The sequence below is a fragment of the Microbacterium suwonense genome (assembly GCF_030296555.1).
Classification (GTDB): domain Bacteria; phylum Actinomycetota; class Actinomycetes; order Actinomycetales; family Microbacteriaceae; genus Microbacterium; species Microbacterium suwonense.
The window spans coordinates 2,571,819-2,588,479 of the sequence record NZ_AP027728.1 but is presented as its reverse complement, the minus strand read 5'-3'; the positions used below and the strand labels follow the sequence as shown (position 1 = coordinate 2,588,479).

Sequence of the window (16,661 nt, the reverse complement as noted above, 5' to 3'; positions counted from 1 at the left end):
GTAGTTCCGCTGTCGGCATCCGGATGTCACGCTGTTCGCATGCTCCCGGTCACGAATAACAACCCCGCGTTCACGCTCACCCGTTCCAGCCACGTCGCCATCTCGGTGACCGACCTCGCCCGCAGTCGCGACTTCTACCGTGACGTCATCGGGCTCGTCGTCACCGAGGAGACCAGCGATGCGATCTATCTGCGCGGGCTCGAGGAGGCCGCGCACCACAGCCTCGTGCTCGAGCTCGCGCCCGAGGCGAAGGCCCTGCACGTCGGACTGCGGGTGCGCACCGACGACGACATCGTCGCCGCCGAGAAGTTCTTCAAGGAGAACGACATCGAGCACCAGCGGGTGGAGCGCGACCATCAGGGGCCGACGATCCAGTTCCGCGACGCCGTCGGCACGCGCATGGAGCTCACCTCGTCGATGGACGTCGTGCCCCGCAGGATGCAGCACTACGACGAGTTCGTCGCCGGCGCACCGCAGCGCCTGGATCACTACCAGTGCGTCACGCACGACGTGCAGTCCGCGACCGACTTCTGGACCGGACTGGGCATGCGGATGTCGGAGTACACCGCCAAGGACGACACCGACGAGCTGTGGGGCACGTGGATGGAGGTCAAGGGCAACACCCACGATCTCGTCTTCACGAACGGCCGCGGGCCGCGCCTGCACCACTTCGCGTACGCCGTGCCTGATGGCTCTTCGCTCATCCATGCCGCCGACGTCGCCGGGGCCCTGGGGTTCGGCGACGAGATCGACCGCGGCCCCGGCCGCCACGGCATCAGCAACGCGCTGTTCCTCTACCTGCGCGACCCCGACCAGCACCGGGTCGAGCTGTTCAACACCCACTACCAGTTCATCGACCTGGAGACGCCCCCGATCCGCTGGGATGTCTCGAACCCCCGCCGTGCCCAGCTGTGGGGCATGCCGGCCTCACGCCGCTGGTTCTTCGAAGCGAGCGAGTTCCCGGACGAACCCGTGCACGAGCCGCTGCTCACCGCCAACCCCGCGACGCTCGAGGACTACCTCGGCGTCCACTGACCCCGGAGTGCCCGGCCGACGAGGGCGTCCAGCAGGTCGTCATATCCGGTGCCGGTGTCGGCGACGAGGCGCGGGAAGTGCGAGTGTCGGCGCAGGCCGGGCATCGTGTTGATCTCGTTGAGCACCACGCCCTGATCGGTGAGGAAGAAGTCCACCCGCGCGACCGCCTCCGCACCCACGGCCAGCGCGACCTTTCGGGCGGCGTCCTGCAGTGCGGCGAGCGCGTCGGGCGGGAATGCGGCGGGGATCTCCAGCCACCCTCCTGCGCCGGAGTACTTGTGGTCGTAGGTGAAGAAGGTGCCCGGCTCATCCGGCAGATGGACGAGGGAGCCGCCGGTGACCCGCACCTGCCCATCGGCATCCGTCCACACCCCGATGCTGACCTCTGCTCCGCTCACCAGCGGCTGCAGCAGCACGGTCGCATCGAGCTGGAACGCCTCATCCAGGGCGCGGCGCAGTTCCACACGGGAGGAGACCAGCGACACCCCGATGCTGGAGCCGCCCTCGTCGGGCTTGACGATGAGGGGCCATTCCGCCGCCCGTGCGAGCGACGCGGTGAGCACGTCGGGCTCGGCACGGAATTCCTCGCGATGCAGCACGCGGACCGGGATCGTGCGCACGCCGCGCTGCGCCGAGACGCGTGCTGTCGCGAGTTTGGACATGCCGATGCGGCACGCCGCGCTGCCGCACCCGACGAATCGGATGCCGCGCTCTTCGAGCACGCTCTGAAGCCCGCCGTCCTCGCCCCACCCGCCGTGCAGCACCGGGAAGACGACGTCCTCGGGATGCAGTCCGTCGAGCACGTCGTGTGGGCTCATCGCATCGGGCTGATCGTCCGGATGCCAGCCGCCGGAGCGATCGATGCGCACGGGCAGCACGTCGTGCCGGGCGGCCAGCGACTCGGCGACCTCCGCGCCGGAGGCGAGTGAGACCTCGTACTCGGTGCTCTCGCCGCCGGAGAGCACGATCACCCGGCTCACGCGCTCGCCTCCCCACGCGCGACGCGGGAGCCGATGCCGGTGAGCACTTCCTGCGGGATCGTGCGCAGCGCCTGCGCCCACTCAGCGAGCCCCGGTTCACCCTGCCGAGGATCGCCGAGGATCGTGACGAGATCACCCCGTTCGACCGGGAAGTCACCGACATCGATGACCGTCTGATCCATCGAGACGGCACCGACGATGGGACAACGGCGTCCTGCCACCATGACCGTCATCCCGCGGCCATCGGCCAGCGCTGCGCGACGAGGATGCCGTCGGCGTAGCCGACGGGGAGCAGCGCCAGGCGAGAAGGATGATCCAGCACCACCCGGTCGTAGCCGACCACCTCGCCGACAGCCACGTCGCGCACCTGCGAGACCCGCGTCTCCCAGCGCGCGACGGCATTCAGCCCGAGCGGTCTGTCTCGCACCGGCTCGATGCCGAACAGGCTCGCACCGAGACGCACCAGGTCGAGCCGGGTGCGCGGATCGACGGTCGCGGCGACCGAGGCAGCTGCATGCAGCCGTGGGCGCAGACCGCTCCGTTCAGCGAGCGCCGCCGCTTCTGCCAGACACTCCAACGGCTCATCGAAGTGCTCCGAGATTGTGCCGGCCAGGTGAGTCCACAGACCCAGCACCTGCACCGAGTCGGCGTCGGCGGCCGCACGGAAGAGCTCCTGCCAGTGCGTCTGCGGGCACCCGGAGCGGTGCATTCCCGTCTCCACCTCCAGTTCCAGCTCTGCGATGACCTGCTGCTGTGCCGCGACTGCCGCGATGTGGCGGACCTGTGCGGGAGAGGACGGCGCCAGCCGGATGCCGCAGCTCAGAGCCTCGGCGATCGGGGCGTCCTCGTGCAGCACCCACGCGAGGATCGGCGCCGTGATTCCCGCACGACGCAGTTCGATCGCCTCGGAGCAGGTCGCGACGCCGAGCTCGCTCGCCCCTCCCGCGAGGGCGGCCCGCGCAGCGCGCACGGCCCCCATGCCGAACCCACCGGCCTTCACGACCGCCATCACCGGCGTGCGGCACATGCCCAGCATCAGAGCAGTATTCGACTGGATGGCTTCCAGGGACACGGACAGATGAGAGGGCGCAACGCCCCACGTCGTCGGGCGCGCGCACGTTTCCATATGATCCACAATCCCACCCGTGATTCCTGGTGGCGTCCGCCGACGGATGTATACGGTCATTCTTCCGGATGAACCGTCGCCGCTCGTGTACGAGCCGGGATCGTGTCGCGGAGAGCGTCAGGACGGCCGAAGCTCAGCGACCCGGCACACCGAACGCGTGCTGCCGCTTGAGCGGCGGTGTGGCAAGGCTCACGATTCCCACACCGGCAGCTCGATGCGCGAGACGGATGGACCGTCATGTGAGATCTCCTGGTCGGCGACACCGGCGGAGACGGCACTGAATGCGGGATCGACCGAACCGGGATTGCGAGCGTATCGCGGGTGGGCGCCAGAACTCACCTGCACGCCGATGCGATGCCCGGGGGCGAACCTGTGGAAGACGGGCCACAGCGGAATCTCGACCTCCCGCCAACCCTCCGCATCCGGCTCGGGATCGGTGACGACGCTGCCCACGCTGCCGATACGACGGATGCCGTCGCACACAGTGAGCACCCGGCCGTCGGGGTGCGTGTCGGTGATCCGCACGAAGATGTCGTAGGACGGCCTCGACGAACGGAACCGGATGCGGGCTGCCGGCTTACCGGCGATCGTGACCGGCTCGGTCAGCGCCGACCCGCGGAAGACGACCACATCGTCCCTCCGCTCGTGGGCGCGATTGTCCTGCGGGAGCGTGTCCGGTGTCAGGCTCGGCCCGCCGACGGCCGGCGTCGGCGCGTCCGGGTCATACCGGTACCGCGTCGTGCCGCCCGACGCCGCGCCCGGCGACAGCACGCCGTCCGCATGCAGAACCCACTCCTGTCCGTGCGTGCCCGCCGGCGGCCAGGTGGCCAGTTCACGCCACTCCTCGGCTCCGGTCAGGTAGGCGCGCACGGGCGCTGTTCGCGTGGACGTGCGCGAACCGAAGATCTCGCCGAAGAGGTCGAGCGTCTCGTCCAGCAGCGGCGCTTCCATCTCCGGGCTGCTGTGCCCCCACGGACCGACCGTCAGCCGTGGCGGGTTGCCCGCCTCGACCAGCTGAGCGTAGGTGCGCAGCTGCCAGGGCAGGAAGATGTCGTACCATCCGGTGAGCATGAGCACCGGTGCGGTCACGTCGGGCACGGATGCCGTGTGCGACTGCTGTGTCCAGTACTCGTCGGTGAGCTTCTCGTGCCGAACCCAGTCCTGATACCAGTCGACGCTCTCTCCGGTGGCGACTTCGTCGCCCCGTCCCAGCGGCAGGGTCTCGAAGCCCTTCTGCAGCTTGCGATCCGGCAGGAGCATGCCGATGAGGGCAGGACCTCTCTTGCGCATCATGCGCGTCCAGCCCAGGGCGTTGCGCAACGCGAACGCGTTGTTGTCCCACGTGACCGCCCCGAAGTCCGGCATCGTCACCTGCAGCACCAGCGCCTCCGGCGCGGTCTCCGGGTCGTCGCGCTGCAGCTTGCCGGCGATCGCCCATTGCACGTATCCGAGATAGCTGGGCCCGAAAGTGGCCAGATGCCCGGTGAACCACGACTGACCGCGCACCCAGCGGTGGGTCGCGATCCCGTCGCGCTGTTCGTTCACCTGCGGATGGAACCTTCCCGGCGACCCGCCCGTGCCACGGCAGCTCTGCACGAGCACTGTGCAGCCGGCATAGGCGAGGCGCCGCGCACCGGACGCGATCGGGCCACGGCGCCCATAGGGGCTGCGCAGCACGACGGTCGGCATCGATGGATCCCCTCCGCCGATGGGAACGATGAGATCGGCGAGCAGTTCGACGCCGTCGTCCATCGGCACGCGCAGATCCCTGTGGATGTCGATCTCATAAGGCCCGAGCGCGAGAGGACGCACGCCTCTGGCATCCATCGCCCTGGTGATCTTCTGCTGCAGACTCATTCCGTCGGCTCAGTCGCGACGCAGCTTCTCGTGGTCATCCGAGCTCTCATCCACTGCCGTCGTGTCGGCCTCGGCCTCGGCATCGGCATCGGCATCGGGAGCCGTCTCAGGCGCCGGACCGGTGAGCACGCCCTCCGGACGCAGCAGCTCGCGCACCTCAGCCATGTAGCTGTTCAGCTGCTGCTGCTGCCAGCGCAGCTGACGGGTGCGATCCTCGGCATCCCGCAGTGCAGCCGTGGCCTGGCCGGTGACGCTGTCGACGATCTTCTGCGCCTTCGCGCGTGCGCGTTCGAGCGTCTCGCGGGCCTTCACCTGCGCTTCGGCCTCGATGGCCTGCGCCTGCGAGCGCATCAGACGTTCGTAGTCCTCGGCCTTCGCTGAGATGCGCTGCGCGTGCTCCAGCGATGCCGCGACCTGCTCGTTGGCATCCGTGGTGATGCGCTCGGCGTGCGCAACGGCCTGGTTGTGCAGCACCAGGAACTCCTGCTGCGCGTCATCCTGGCGGCGGGTGAGGGTCTCCTCGAACTCCAGCACCCGCGCGTTCATCTCGCGCACCTCGCGTTCAGCATCCGACCGCAGATCGCTGGTCTCGCGGGTGACCATGGCGCGCAGCGCTGCGGCCCCCTTCTCGGCCTCGGTGCGCACCGTGGCCGCCTCGCGTTCGGCCTGGGCCACCTTCTCGGCAGCGTGCGCGGCCTCACGCTCCAGACGCGCCTCGTGCGCGGTGAGCTCGGTGTCGATCTTCAGGCGCACCTGGTCGGCATCGTGCTGAGCCTGTGCGGTGATGCGTGCGATGTCGGCCTCGAGCTCGGCGCGCTTGGCCTCAGCCTCTTCACGGGCCGCCTCGAGCAGACGATCGGCCTGGGTGGCCGCGTTGTGGATCAGCACGCTGGCCTGCTCTTCGGCCACGCGCAGCACGGCCTCGAACTGCTGGCGGCTCTGCGGCTCGTCGGCGCCCGCAGGCGCCTCGCTCAGCTCCGAGGCGAGTGTGCTCACCTGTGCGGCGGCGTCCTCGGCCTGAGCGCGGGCCGCAGCCAGTTCATCCTCCAGCCGCGACAGTCGCTCATCGCTCGCTGAGACGGCATCGGCGAGCGCGGCCTCGTGCTGCTCGCGCAGCGCCTCCAGCGCCTCGCGGTGACGGGCATCAGCGCTGTCGCGGTCGGCCGTCAGGCGGTCCAGCTGCTCGCGCATCGTCGCGATCGCGGCATCCACCTCCGCCTTGTCGTACCCGCGGAACGCCTGCGTGAACGAGGCGTGCTCCTTGTTGGGAGCGGAGGTCAGCAGCTGGTCGAAGAAGTCGCCGTCCTGCGCATTGCCGGACTCGTGCGTGTCGCTCACAGGTCGTCGCCTTTCTGAAGAAGTCGGCCCCGGGGATCCATGATGTCATCCCCGGCTGTGCGGCGGACCACGCGGTCGCGTCGACCCCCGACCCCACGGCAGACCAGATAGATGGCAAAGGAGATCGTGGTGATGTACGGGCTCACCGGCAACGTGCCCATCACGGCGAGCAGGATGCCACCCACGGCCGAGACGATGCCGAACAGCGCCGCCAGCAGCGGCACCGACACCGGGCCGGAGCGCACCCGCATGGCGGCCGCCGCCGGGGTGACCACGAGAGCGAGCACCAGCAGCGCGCCGATGATGTGCACGGCCACGGCGACCACCAGGCCCAGCAGCAGCATGAACGCGAACGAGACACCCACTGTGGGCACACCGCGCGCGGCGGCGGACTGCGGGTCGAGGGACTCGAAGCGCAGCGGACGCCAGATCAGCAGCAGTCCGAGCAGCACCACCGTGCAGATCGCGATCAGCCATCCCAGCTGCGCATCCTGCACCGAGACGATCTGCCCGGTGAGCAGGCTGAACCGGCCGGCGGCCCGGCCGTTGTAGAGCGAGAGGCACAGGATGCCGACGCCCAGGCCGAACGGCATCAGCACGCCGATGATCGAGTTGCGGTCGCGCGCCCGCGCCCCCAGCCATCCGATCAGCGCGGCGGCGACGAGGGAGCCGACGATCGACCCTGTGACCACATCGAAGCCGAACAGCAGCGCCGCGGCAGCTCCGGCGAACGACAGCTCGCTGATCCCATGCACGGCGAAGGCCATATCGCGCTGCATGACGAACACGCCGATGAGACCGCCGACCAGGCCCAGCACGGCTCCCGCCCACACCGAGTTCGACACCAACGCGAGGATCTCGCCGTACTGCGAGATGCCGCCGAACATCGCATCGCCGATGTCGTCGAGGCTCATGCGATCTCCTCGTCGTGGTCGGTGTGGTGGTGCGCGGCGCTCTCGGCATCCGGAGCGCCGACCACCACGAGCCGGCCGCCGGCCTTCAGCACGAACACCGGGGCGCCGTAGAGGGCCGACAGCACCTCGGTGGTGAGCACCTCGCTCGGAGTGCCGAGGGTGAACCGGCCGTTCGCGAGGTAGAGGATGCGGTCGACGATGTCGAGCACCGGGTTGATGTCGTGGGTGACCAGCAGCACTCCCGCGCCCGTGCGGCGGTGCGCGTCGATCAGCCCGACGACGGCCTGCTGGTTGGCGAGGTCGAGGCTGGTCAGCGGTTCGTCGCAGAGCAGCAGACGGGGATTGTCGGCGAGCGCCTGACCTACCCGCAGCCGCTGCTGCTCACCGCCGGAGAGGACGCCGACCGGCCTGTCGGCGAACCCGCGCGCGCCCACCGCGTCGATGAGGGCATCGACGCGAGCACGGTCACGTCGGCGCGGGAGGGGCGGGCCGAAGCGATGACCGTTGACGCCGAGCGCGACCAGGTCGCGGCCGCGCATCGAGGTCTCGGCCGGCAGCGGACGCGCCTGAGGCAGGTAGCCGATGTGACGGTTCCCCCGGCCGCGCACCCGCTCGCCGAGGGCGGTGATCGACCCCTCCGACAGCCCCTGCAGACCGAGAACGGCGCGCAGCAGCGTGGTCTTACCCGATCCGCTCGGCCCGAGCACGGCGATGAGCTCTCCCGGCATGACCTCGAGGTCGAGGCCGCGCCACAGCTCACGGTCGTCGCGCCGGATCGCCGCATCGTGGATCTGCAGCAGTGGCGAGGTCCGCGATGCGGGCGAAGCGGCGAAGGTCACTTGTCGAGATTACCCGCGAGCGTCGCGATGTTGCCCGTCATCCAGGAGATGTAGTCGTCTCCGTCGGGAAGAAGCTCGGTGACTTCCTGCACGGGGATGCCGTGCGACTCGGCGACATCGATCACCTGGGTCGTCTCGGCACCGCCGGTCTGCGCGTTGGCCAGCAGCACGGCGACGTCACCGGCCTCGAGCAGTTTGCGTGCCTCGAGTAGAACTGCCGGCGGCACGTCCTGGCCCTCTTCGACGGCCTCACTGAACTCGCTCGGGGTCACGTCGACGAGGCCTGCCGCTGCGGTGAGGTGGAGCGGCACGGGCTCGGTGACGAAGATCTTCTCGCCGCCGTGCGCACTCTCGATCTCGGCGAGAGAAGTCTCCAGCCCTTCCAGGTCGTCCTGGAAGGCGGCAAGATTCTTCTCGTAGTCGGCCTTGTTCGCAGCATCCAGCTCCCCGAGCTGCTTCGCGACCTGCTCGGCGACGTGGCCGACGGTGTGCACGTCGTACCAGACGTGCTCGTTGAACCCTTCGATGTGATCGTGGCCCTCGTGGTCGTCCGCTTCGTCGTGATCGTGGTCATGTTCGTCGTGGTCGTCGCCGGGGTAGTCGTGGGAGAACTCGACGGCGGTGATCACCACGGGGTCGCCGCCCACGGCCTCTTCGAGGGAGTCGATGAAGGAGTCGTATCCGCCGCCGTTGGCGACGATCAGCTGTGCGTTCTTGACCTTGAGCTGGTCGGCCGCCGTCGCCTCGTACTCGTGCGGGTCCTGCGAGAGGGAGTCGATGATCGAGGTCACCTCGACGTGGTCTCCCCCGACGCTGCGGACGATGTCTCCCCAGACGTTGGTGGACGCGACGATCCGGATCCGCCCGTCGTCGGCGGGAGCGGTGCTGGCCCCGCAGCCGGTCAGAACGAGTACGGATGCGGCGGCGAGCGCGACGGGGGCAAGAATCTTTCGCATGCCCTCATGCTAAACGGTAATGAGAACCATTATCAACTTGAAAGAGCCCTCTATTTGCTTCGTGGGTCACATATGGTCGCCTCCCGCGGGGAGAGGCAACCATATGTGACCCGCGAACGTGCACGCAACGGGCCCGCGGACTCACTCCACGAGCAGCGCGGGCTCCTCCAGGATCGAGGCGACGTCGGCGACGAAGCGGCTCATGCCGTCACCGTCGACCACGCGGTGATCGAACGACCCCGCGACCGTGGTCACCCAGCGCGGGCGCACCTCGCCGTCCACGACCCACGGCTTCTGCGCGATCGTCCCCATGGCGATGATCCCCGCCTCGCCGGGGTTGATGATCGGCGTTCCGGCATCCATCCCGAACACGCCGATGTTCGTGATCGTGATGGTACCGCCCTGCTGGTCCGCCGGACTGGTCTTTCCTTCGCGGGCGGTGAGCGTGAGCCGGTTCAGCGCGCGCGCGAGATCCTTCATACCCAGGTCCTGAGCGTCCTTGATGTTCGGCACCAGCAGGCCGCGGGGCGTCGCTGCGGCGATGCCGAGGTTCACGTAGTGGCGCACGGCGATTTCGGCACCGTCGTCGGTGTCGACCCATGCGGCGTTGACCATGGGGGTGCGTCGGGCGGCCCAGATCACCGCGCGGGCCATGATCAGCAGCGGCGAGACGCGGATGTCGGCGAAGTCGCTCGAGGCCTTCAGCCGCTTGACGAGCTCCATCGTGCGGGTGGCGTCGACCTCCTTCCACACCGTCACGTGCGGCGCAGAGTAGGCGCTGCGCACCATCGCCGACGAGGTCGCCTTGCGCACGCCCTTGACCGGGATGGATTCGCTGCGCTCCGGATCGGAGCCGGGCTGGATGCCGCGGGCAAGCCCCGTCGGTGCGGATGCTGGAGCCGGAACCGTCTCCTCGCGCACCTCGCCCCACTCGGGCGTGGAGATGTTGCGGAACACGCTGGCCTGCTCGGCATGCTGCACGACGTCGTCTCGGGTGACCTCGCCATCGGCGCCGGTCGCAGTGACCTCGGTCAGATCGACCCCGAGGTCGCGGGCGAGCTTGCGGATCGGCGGCTTGGCGATCACGCCCACCGAGGAGCGCACCGGACGTTCGGCCGGCTTACGGCGCCGTGACGTGACCTCGCCGCCGGTGCCGTAGCCCACCAGCACCGAGCCACCGCCCTTCTCCCCCGCATCGTCCTGGGTGGCCGATCCAGCCGACGGGGACGAGCCGGCCTCGGCATCCGTCACAAAGGTGATGATCGGCGCACCCACCTCGATCGTGACTCCCTCGGCGGCGAGGATCTCGCCGACGGTTCCCGCGTGCGGGGAGGGCAGCTCGACGAGCGACTTGGCCGTCTCGATCTCGCAGATCACGTCGTTGACGGCCACGGTGTCGCCGGGCGCGACCTTCCAAGCGACGATCTCGGCCTCGGTGAGGCCCTCGCCGACGTCGGGAAGGGTGAAGGTCTGAGTGGTCATGGGAGGAATCCTGATCAGTAGGCGAGGGAGCGATCGACGGCTTCCAGGATGCGATCGGCATCCGGAAGGTAGGTGCCCTCGAGCTTGGCGGGCGGGAAGGGCGTGTCGAACCCAGAGACACGCAGCACGGGGGCCTCGAGGGCGTAGAACGCCCGCTCCATGACGGTCGCGGCGATCTCGCCGCCCAGGCTGGTGAACCCGGGGGCCTCCTGCGCGTAGACCATCCGCCCGGTGGATCGCACCGAGTCGAGGATGGGCCCGTAGTCGACCGGCGAGAGCGAGCGCACGTCGACGACCTCGCAGCTGGTTCCCTCGGCGTCGGCGAGCGCGGCGGCCTGCAGCAGCGTGGTCACCATCGCGCCGTGGCCGACGAGTGTGACGTCCGAGCCGCGGCGCACGATGCGCGAGGCGTGCAGCGGTGCGGCGGATGCCGAGAGGTCGACCTCGCCCTTGGGCCAGTACCGGCTCTTCGGCTCCAGGAAGATCACCGGGTCGTTCGAGCGGATCGCCTCCTGGATCATCCAGTACGCGTCGTTCGCGGTCGAGGGCGACACCACGCGCAGGCCGGGGGTGTGCGTGAAGTACGCCTCGGGGCTCTCCTGGTGGTGCTCGACGGCGCCGATGTGCCCGCCGTAGGGGATGCGGATGACGATCGGCATCGACAGCGCACCCTCGTGCCGGTTGGTCATCTTCGCCAGCTGCGAGGTGATCTGGTCGAACGCGGGGAATACGAAGCCGTCGAACTGGATCTCGCACACCGGGCGGAAGCCGGCCATGGCCAGGCCGATCGCCGAGCCGACGATGCCGGATTCGGCCAGCGGCGTGTCGATCACCCGGCGGTCGCCGAAATCGCGCTGCAGATTCTCGGTGACGCGGAACACGCCGCCGAGCCGGCCGATGTCCTCGCCCATCAGCAGCACACGGGGATCGTCCTCCATGGCCTTGCGCAGGCCGGCGTTCAGCGCCTTCGAGAGGGGCATCGTCTCCAGTGTCATGCCGCACCCCCTTCGAACGAGGCCTCGTAGTCGTCCAGCCAGGCTCGCTGCTCGTCGATGAGCGGATGCGGCTCGCTGTAGACATGGTCGAAGATCAGCTCACGAGCGGGCGGGGTCAGCGCCACGGTGCGTGCGCGCAGGTCTTCGGCAGCATCCGCCGCCTCGGCCTCGACATCGTCGAAGACGGATGCCGCCGCACCCCGCCCCTCGAGGAAGGCGCGCATGCGCGCGATCGGGTCGCGCTGCGCCCAGGACTGCTCCTCGTCGGAGCCGCGGTACTTGGTCGGGTCGTCACTGGTGGTGTGCGCGCCCATCCGGTAGGTGACCGCCTCGATCGCCCGCGGTCCGCGACCGGCGCGCGCCTCGTCGAGCAGGGTGCGCGAGACGGCATAGCTGGCGAGCACGTCGTTGCCGTCGAGGCGGACGCTGGGGATGCCGTACCCGGCGCCGCGGGTGACGAGCGGCACCTTCGACTGGGTCTCGACCGGCACCGAGATCGCCCACTGGTTGTTCTGCAGGAAGAACAGCACCGGGGCGTCGTAGCTGGCGGCGAAGACCATCGCCTCGTGCACGTCACCCTGACTGGAGGCGCCATCGCCGTAGTAGGTGATGACGGCTTCGTCGCGGTCCACGTCGCCGGAGCCCGTCTTCCCGTCGAAGGCGAGGCCCATGCCGAAGCCGGCGGCGTGCAGGGTCTGCGAGCCGAGCACGAGCGTGTAGATGCGGGTGTTGCCGTTCTTCGGGTCGGTCGGGTTCCAGCCACCGTGCGAGTTGCCGCGCATGACGCGGAGGATGTCGACGGGGTCGACGCCGCGGATGCGGGTGACGGCGTGCTCGCGGTAGGAGGGGAACAGCGTGTCTTGGGGCCGGGCGGCGTGGGCGGAGCCGACCTGGGCGGCCTCCTGTCCGCGGCTCGGCGGCCAGAGGGCCAGCTGGCCCTGGCGCTGCAGGTTGGTGGCCTGGGTGTCGATGGCTCGGATGACGACCATGTCACGGTAGAACTGCTCGAGTTCCGCGTCGGTCAGCGCGTCGATCAGGGGCAGGTAGGGCTCGGATGCCGCCGACGGAGCGTATGTTCCATCCGCTTCCAGGACGCGAACGAGGGGTGTTTCGGTCGAAGTCACGGCTCCACGCTACCCACGCCCGCATGCCCGGTCACTCATAATTCGGGGGCCCTTGTAAGTGTCCGGTACCCGGACTCTTCCCGCCCTGCCCCTGCGTCCCCTCGCTCACCCCCTGCGCTCGCGTGTCACAAGTGCCCCGTGCTCGCGTGTCACAAGTGGCCGCATCCACCCTCGGGGAGGCCACCATCTGCGACCCGCGAAGGGCCGGATCCGCCGCTCTCAGCGCAGGGACGCGGCGACGGCGAGCACGCGCGCGATCGACTCCTCCTCGCCGACGGAGATGCGGATGCCGTCGCCCGAGAACGGCCGCACGATCAGGTCGGCCTCGACGAACGCGGCGGCGACCTCGTCGGTGCGCTCGCCCGCGGGCAGCCAGACGAAGTTCGACTGCGAGTCGGGCACGTCCCAGCCCTGCGCGCGCAGTCCTTCGAGAAGTCGCGTGCGCCGTTCGACGATCACCGCGACGCGCTCGCGCAGCTCGGCCTCGGCATCCAGGCTCGCGATCGCCGCGCGCTCGGCAGAGGAGGTGACCGACAGCGGGATCGCCGTGGTGCGGGCGGCGTCGAGCACGCGCGGATGCCCGATCGCATAGCCCACGCGGAGCCCGGCGAGCCCGAACGCCTTGGAGAAGGTGCGCAGCACCACGACGTTCGGATGCTTCTCGAACACCCGCTCCGCGAGACCGTCGACGGCATCCGGGGCGGTGACGAACTCGGCGTATGCCTCGTCGAGGATGATCAGCACGTCCTGCGGCACGCGCGCGACGAAGGCGGCGAACTCGCCGCTGGTGACGATCGGGCCGGTGGGGTTGTTCGGCGTGCAGACGATGATCGCGCGGGTGCGATCAGTCACGGCATCCGCCATCGCGTCCAGGTCGTGCCGCGCGCCGGGAGCGAGCGGCACCTGCACGCCGGTCGCGCCCGCCACCAGTGGCAGCCCCGGGTAGGCCTCGAAGGAGCGCCACGCGTAGATGACCTCGTCGCCCACGGATGCCGTGGCCAGCACGAGCTGGTAGAGGATCGAGACGCTGCCCGAAGCGACGTGCACGGCATCTGCGTCGACGCCGAACTTCTCACCCAGGCGCGCCCGCAACGCCCCCGCGGTCGCGTCCGGATACCGGTTGATCGGAGTCGTGCGGGTGAGCGCCTCGAGCACCGATGGAAGCGGCTCGAACGGGTTCTCGTTGCTGGACAGCTTGAAGGCGTCAGCGCCCGCCTGCTTGCCCTGTCGGTACGGCGGCAGAGCGGCGATCTCGGGACGGATGCGGGGCAGCGTTGGCTCGGTCACGGGATCAGTCTAAGAGCCGGGGGCCCTGCCGAGCTGGATGCATGGCACCATAGGCGCATGCGATTCATCATCCGCGTCGTCATCAACGCCTTCGCCATCTGGGTGGTCACGCTGATCCCCGTGCTCGGGGTGGATGTGCGTGCCTTCGAACCGGGTGAGACGCTGCAGTTCGTGCTCACCCTGCTCGCGGTCGCCGCCATATTCGCCCTGGTGAACAGCATCATCGGCACGATCATCAAGATCGTGGCCTTCCCGCTCTACATCCTCACGCTCGGCCTGATCACGTTCATCGTGAACGGCTTCCTGCTCTGGCTCACCGCGTGGATCACCAGCGGCTTCGGCTGGGGCCTAAGCGTCGAGTCGTTCTGGTGGGGTGTGCTCGCCGCCATTCTCATCTCGATCATCAACGCCGTGTTCGGCGCCATTCTGCGGCCGCAGAAGAAGAAGCGTCGCCGCTGACGCCGAGGAGAGCGGATGCCGATCACGGCCGGGTCGCGCTGAACTCCATCCGCTCCACGGACGCCGCCTCGCCGAGTTCGGCGAAGAACTTCTCGTGGAGGGTTCGCACACGCGGATCTCTCGAGGCATCCGTCTGCGCCGCGGTCCCCACATACTGCCCGTGCAGGTGGGGATCGATCGGGCTGTTCCTGTCGACGGTGCGCGCGACCGTGAAGCTGTCCGGAGATCCCGTCCCACCCGCAGTGCCGCCGGTCGCGAGTCCGTTCACTGGGTCGGCGCCGTTCTCGAGCCTGACGAGAGTCTGGTCCCGAGTGAGCGCCGGATCCACCGGGTCACCTGCCACGATCAGCGTTCCGACGTCGTACGGGCTGTCCATCGCGATGTGAGAGGCGATCATCGCCCCCTGCGAGTAGCCGACCAGATCGACCGCGTCGCCCGGCTTCGCGCCGGCGTCCGCGATCGCCTTGAGCGTGGCCTCGTGCGACGCTGCCGTGCGCCGATCCACGTACATCTCCCAATCGGCCACGGAGTCCCACGGCTCGCTGGTACCCGGCTTCATCTCCCGTGTGCCGTCTATGTAGGCGACGAACCGCTTGGACCCGTCCTTCATCGTGTACTTCTCCACCGCCACCTGGCCCTTGCTTCCATACGGCACACGCTCCATCGATTCCTTGAGGCCGGCGACGGGCGCGACCGTGCGGGACTCGACCATCGAGACCTCCACCGCCGGAGGATCCCCGTGCAGGCGGACGTCCGCGGGGAGGACCCCTCGATCGAACTTCAGGGTCAGATCGCGCAGGAACCCCATCGTCGAGCCGACCGGATGCGACGTCAGCCAACGCGTGAGCAGGAGGGAGAAGGCAGGTGACAGCGTTCCGCCGACGATGCCTCCTGCAGCGAGCCACCCGTCCCACGACTGATCGGTTACGCCTTCGAACCTCCGTTTCTCCCAGCCGGCGACCAGCACCGTCGCCATGTCGCCGATGCGTGGATCGGATGCCAGCAGCGCATCGATGCGATCCTGCAGCGCGAGCGCCTCGTCGGGTCGGGCGATGCCGAGCGCCTCCCGCTCGGCACGCAACTCCACCACCTCGAAGACGTCGGCCATGAGCTGTGTTCCCGTTGCGTCGGAGTCGGCCTCGGCCGACCTGCGCTCCAGGCGGTCTGCGCAGCTGCGGATGCTGCCGACATCGATATGCCCCACGGAGGGCGACAGGTGGCTCAGAACATGCGCCGCCCGGCGGGTCGCATCGGCTGCTTCCCGCATCCGCCCGGCGACCGCACCAAGCCGTCGTCCGACCGCGCGGAACGCCTCCGAATCCACCTTCACCGCCCCGCCGGAGGTGATGTTCAGCTCCCCGCTCATGACATCGCCACCCTCCGCACCATCTCCTGGTGATGGTGCAGCTCGCTGCACTCTCCGCCGAGCGACGCGCACAGCTCCGTCAGTGCTCTCCGCAGCCGCCGGATGCCCTTCGTCTCCCAGTGCGCGTCTTCGGCCAGGATCGCGGTCTCGGTCTGTGCGGACGCGACGAGCCGCGCAGCCTCGTCCAGCAGCCGCAGTGCGGAGAACACCGCCCAGAGATCCTCGCCCGACGGCGCCTCCGCCGCTGTGATCGTGTACATGCCCACCAGCCTGAGCGATGGCCGGCACCCACTCCGCCCGAATTCCCGGAGACTGTGGACAACTCCTCGCATCCGGCCATTGGGGACAGAAGTGGATGAAGGCAGAATGGACGCGTGACCTCACCGGATCCCTTCCGCGTCATCTTCGTCTGCACGGGGAACATCTGCCGCTCACCGATGGCCGAAGTGGTGCTCCGTGCGCTCGCGCAGCAGCGCGGACTGGGCGCACGCGTCGTATCGCGCAGCGCCGGCACCGGCGACTGGCATGTCGGTGAGCGCGCCGACGAACGCACCCTGGCGGCGCTCAGCCGACGTGGCTACGACGGATCTGCGCATCGGGCGAGGCAGTTCAGCGCCGCGTCCTTCGCCGAAAACGATCTGATCGTCGCGCTCGATCGTACGCACGAGCGCATTCTGCGGGCCTGGGCCCGTAGCGACGACGACAAGGGCAAGGTCACCCTGCTGCGCGCCTATGAGCGCGGCGCGTCGAGCTTGGACGTGCCCGACCCCTACTACGCGGGACCGCCGATGTTCGATTCGGTGCTGGCTATGATTGAGACCGCCACGCGCGGCCTCTTCTCGCAGCTCGAACCGGCTGTGCGCGCCCCCGTACAACGCTCCGCGCGATGCGGCGCCCCGATCA

At 69.1% G+C, this 16,661-nt stretch carries 16 protein-coding genes and 1 pseudogene; 3 read left to right on the top strand and 14 right to left on the bottom strand.

Translation table 11 applies throughout. From position 1 onward, the window contains the following. Positions 1 to 39 precede the first annotated feature (39 nt). A complete protein-coding gene (hpaD, locus tag QUE33_RS12960) occupies positions 40 to 1,035 on the top strand; it encodes a 3,4-dihydroxyphenylacetate 2,3-dioxygenase (RefSeq protein WP_286300572.1) in 996 nt (331 codons plus the stop codon). On the opposite strand, the gene QUE33_RS12955 is transcribed toward hpaD, so the two are convergent. From QUE33_RS12955 to QUE33_RS12900, 12 genes are all read right to left on the bottom strand, one after another. Beyond that, entirely contained in the window at positions 1,017 to 2,015 is a 999-nt protein-coding gene (locus QUE33_RS12955) for a D-alanine--D-alanine ligase family protein (RefSeq protein ID WP_286300571.1), read from the bottom strand. The two genes, hpaD and QUE33_RS12955, sit on opposite strands and share 19 nt — an antisense overlap. Beyond that, the gene (locus QUE33_RS12950) at positions 2,012 to 2,248 is read right to left on the bottom strand and encodes an alanine racemase C-terminal domain-containing protein (RefSeq protein WP_286300570.1); all 237 of its coding nucleotides are present in this window, start codon (positions 2,246 to 2,248) and stop codon (positions 2,012 to 2,014) included. Before QUE33_RS12950 ends, QUE33_RS12955 begins: the two co-directional genes overlap by 4 nt. Then, a complete protein-coding gene (locus tag QUE33_RS12945) occupies positions 2,245 to 3,087 on the bottom strand; it encodes an alanine racemase (protein ID WP_286300569.1) in 843 nt (280 codons plus the stop codon). Before QUE33_RS12945 ends, QUE33_RS12950 begins: the two co-directional genes overlap by 4 nt. A 243-nt stretch (positions 3,088 to 3,330) precedes the next feature. Next, a complete protein-coding gene (locus QUE33_RS12940) occupies positions 3,331 to 4,998 on the bottom strand; it encodes a CocE/NonD family hydrolase (protein ID WP_286300568.1) in 1,668 nt (555 codons plus the stop codon). Between the two features lie 9 nt (positions 4,999 to 5,007). After that, positions 5,008 to 6,336: a DivIVA domain-containing protein gene (locus tag QUE33_RS12935; RefSeq protein WP_286300567.1), complete on the bottom strand. Its 1,329-nt coding sequence runs from the start codon at positions 6,334 to 6,336 to the stop codon at positions 5,008 to 5,010. Then, positions 6,333 to 7,250 (bottom strand): metal ABC transporter permease, encoded by a 918-nt coding sequence (locus QUE33_RS12930; protein ID WP_286300566.1) that lies wholly within the window; start codon positions 7,248 to 7,250, stop codon positions 6,333 to 6,335. Before QUE33_RS12930 ends, QUE33_RS12935 begins: the two co-directional genes overlap by 4 nt. After that, complete coding sequence (locus QUE33_RS12925) at positions 7,247 to 8,089, bottom strand: metal ABC transporter ATP-binding protein (RefSeq protein WP_286300565.1); 843 nt, start codon at positions 8,087 to 8,089, stop codon at positions 7,247 to 7,249. The genes QUE33_RS12930 and QUE33_RS12925 overlap by 4 nt, the downstream gene beginning before the upstream one ends. Further along, complete coding sequence (locus QUE33_RS12920; protein WP_286300564.1) at positions 8,086 to 9,045, bottom strand: metal ABC transporter solute-binding protein, Zn/Mn family; 960 nt, start codon at positions 9,043 to 9,045, stop codon at positions 8,086 to 8,088. The genes QUE33_RS12925 and QUE33_RS12920 overlap by 4 nt, the downstream gene beginning before the upstream one ends. A 141-nt stretch (positions 9,046 to 9,186) precedes the next feature. Continuing rightward, positions 9,187 to 10,527 carry a dihydrolipoamide acetyltransferase family protein gene (locus QUE33_RS12915; protein WP_286300562.1) on the bottom strand — a complete coding sequence of 447 codons (1,341 nt, stop codon included), beginning with the start codon at positions 10,525 to 10,527 and terminating at the stop codon, positions 9,187 to 9,189. 14 nt (positions 10,528 to 10,541) lie between these two features. Further along, entirely contained in the window at positions 10,542 to 11,522 is a 981-nt protein-coding gene (locus tag QUE33_RS12910) for an alpha-ketoacid dehydrogenase subunit beta (protein WP_286300559.1), read from the bottom strand. Beyond that, on the bottom strand, positions 11,519 to 12,646 hold the full coding sequence (locus QUE33_RS12905; protein WP_286300558.1) for a thiamine pyrophosphate-dependent dehydrogenase E1 component subunit alpha: 1,128 nt from the start codon (positions 12,644 to 12,646) through the stop codon (positions 11,519 to 11,521). Before QUE33_RS12905 ends, QUE33_RS12910 begins: the two co-directional genes overlap by 4 nt. Before the next feature lie 219 nt (positions 12,647 to 12,865). Continuing rightward, on the bottom strand, positions 12,866 to 13,933 hold the full coding sequence (locus tag QUE33_RS12900; RefSeq protein ID WP_286300557.1) for a histidinol-phosphate transaminase: 1,068 nt from the start codon (positions 13,931 to 13,933) through the stop codon (positions 12,866 to 12,868). A 57-nt stretch (positions 13,934 to 13,990) separates the two neighbouring features. On the opposite strand from QUE33_RS12900, the gene QUE33_RS12895 reads away from it, so the two are divergent. Continuing rightward, positions 13,991 to 14,392: a phage holin family protein gene (locus QUE33_RS12895; protein WP_286300556.1), complete on the top strand. Its 402-nt coding sequence runs from the start codon at positions 13,991 to 13,993 to the stop codon at positions 14,390 to 14,392. Between the two features lie 22 nt (positions 14,393 to 14,414). Here QUE33_RS12895 and QUE33_RS12890 read toward each other — a convergent pair whose 3' ends face one another. Together QUE33_RS12890 and QUE33_RS12885 are read right to left on the bottom strand one after the other, a co-directional pair. Then, on the bottom strand, positions 14,415 to 15,758 hold the full coding sequence (locus tag QUE33_RS12890; protein WP_286300555.1) for an alpha/beta hydrolase family protein: 1,344 nt from the start codon (positions 15,756 to 15,758) through the stop codon (positions 14,415 to 14,417). After that, the gene (locus QUE33_RS12885; protein ID WP_286300554.1) at positions 15,755 to 16,018 is read right to left on the bottom strand and encodes a hypothetical protein; all 264 of its coding nucleotides are present in this window, start codon (positions 16,016 to 16,018) and stop codon (positions 15,755 to 15,757) included. The genes QUE33_RS12890 and QUE33_RS12885 overlap by 4 nt, the downstream gene beginning before the upstream one ends. 177 nt (positions 16,019 to 16,195) lie before the next feature. Here QUE33_RS12885 and QUE33_RS12880 point away from each other — a divergent pair. Then, a pseudogene (locus QUE33_RS12880) lies at positions 16,196 to 16,627 on the top strand (low molecular weight protein-tyrosine-phosphatase); the annotation flags it as partial. Positions 16,628 to 16,661 lie beyond the last annotated feature (34 nt).

Coding starts and splice junctions, on each gene's coding strand:
- hpaD (WP_286300572.1), top strand. CDS start 40: ATGCTCCCGGTCACGAATAACAACCCCGCGTTCACGCTCACCCGTTCC.
- QUE33_RS12950 (WP_286300570.1), bottom strand. CDS start 2,248: ATGACGGTCATGGTGGCAGGACGCCGTTGTCCCATCGTCGGTGCCGTC.
- QUE33_RS12940 (WP_286300568.1), bottom strand. CDS start 4,998: ATGAGTCTGCAGCAGAAGATCACCAGGGCGATGGATGCCAGAGGCGTG.
- QUE33_RS12930 (WP_286300566.1), bottom strand. CDS start 7,250: ATGAGCCTCGACGACATCGGCGATGCGATGTTCGGCGGCATCTCGCAG.
- QUE33_RS12920 (WP_286300564.1), bottom strand. CDS start 9,045: ATGCGAAAGATTCTTGCCCCCGTCGCGCTCGCCGCCGCATCCGTACTC.
- QUE33_RS12915 (WP_286300562.1), bottom strand. CDS start 10,527: ATGACCACTCAGACCTTCACCCTTCCCGACGTCGGCGAGGGCCTCACC.
- QUE33_RS12910 (WP_286300559.1), bottom strand. CDS start 11,522: ATGACACTGGAGACGATGCCCCTCTCGAAGGCGCTGAACGCCGGCCTG.
- QUE33_RS12895 (WP_286300556.1), top strand. CDS start 13,991: ATGCGATTCATCATCCGCGTCGTCATCAACGCCTTCGCCATCTGGGTG.
- QUE33_RS12890 (WP_286300555.1), bottom strand. CDS start 15,758: ATGAGCGGGGAGCTGAACATCACCTCCGGCGGGGCGGTGAAGGTGGAT.
- QUE33_RS12885 (WP_286300554.1), bottom strand. CDS start 16,018: ATGTACACGATCACAGCGGCGGAGGCGCCGTCGGGCGAGGATCTCTGG.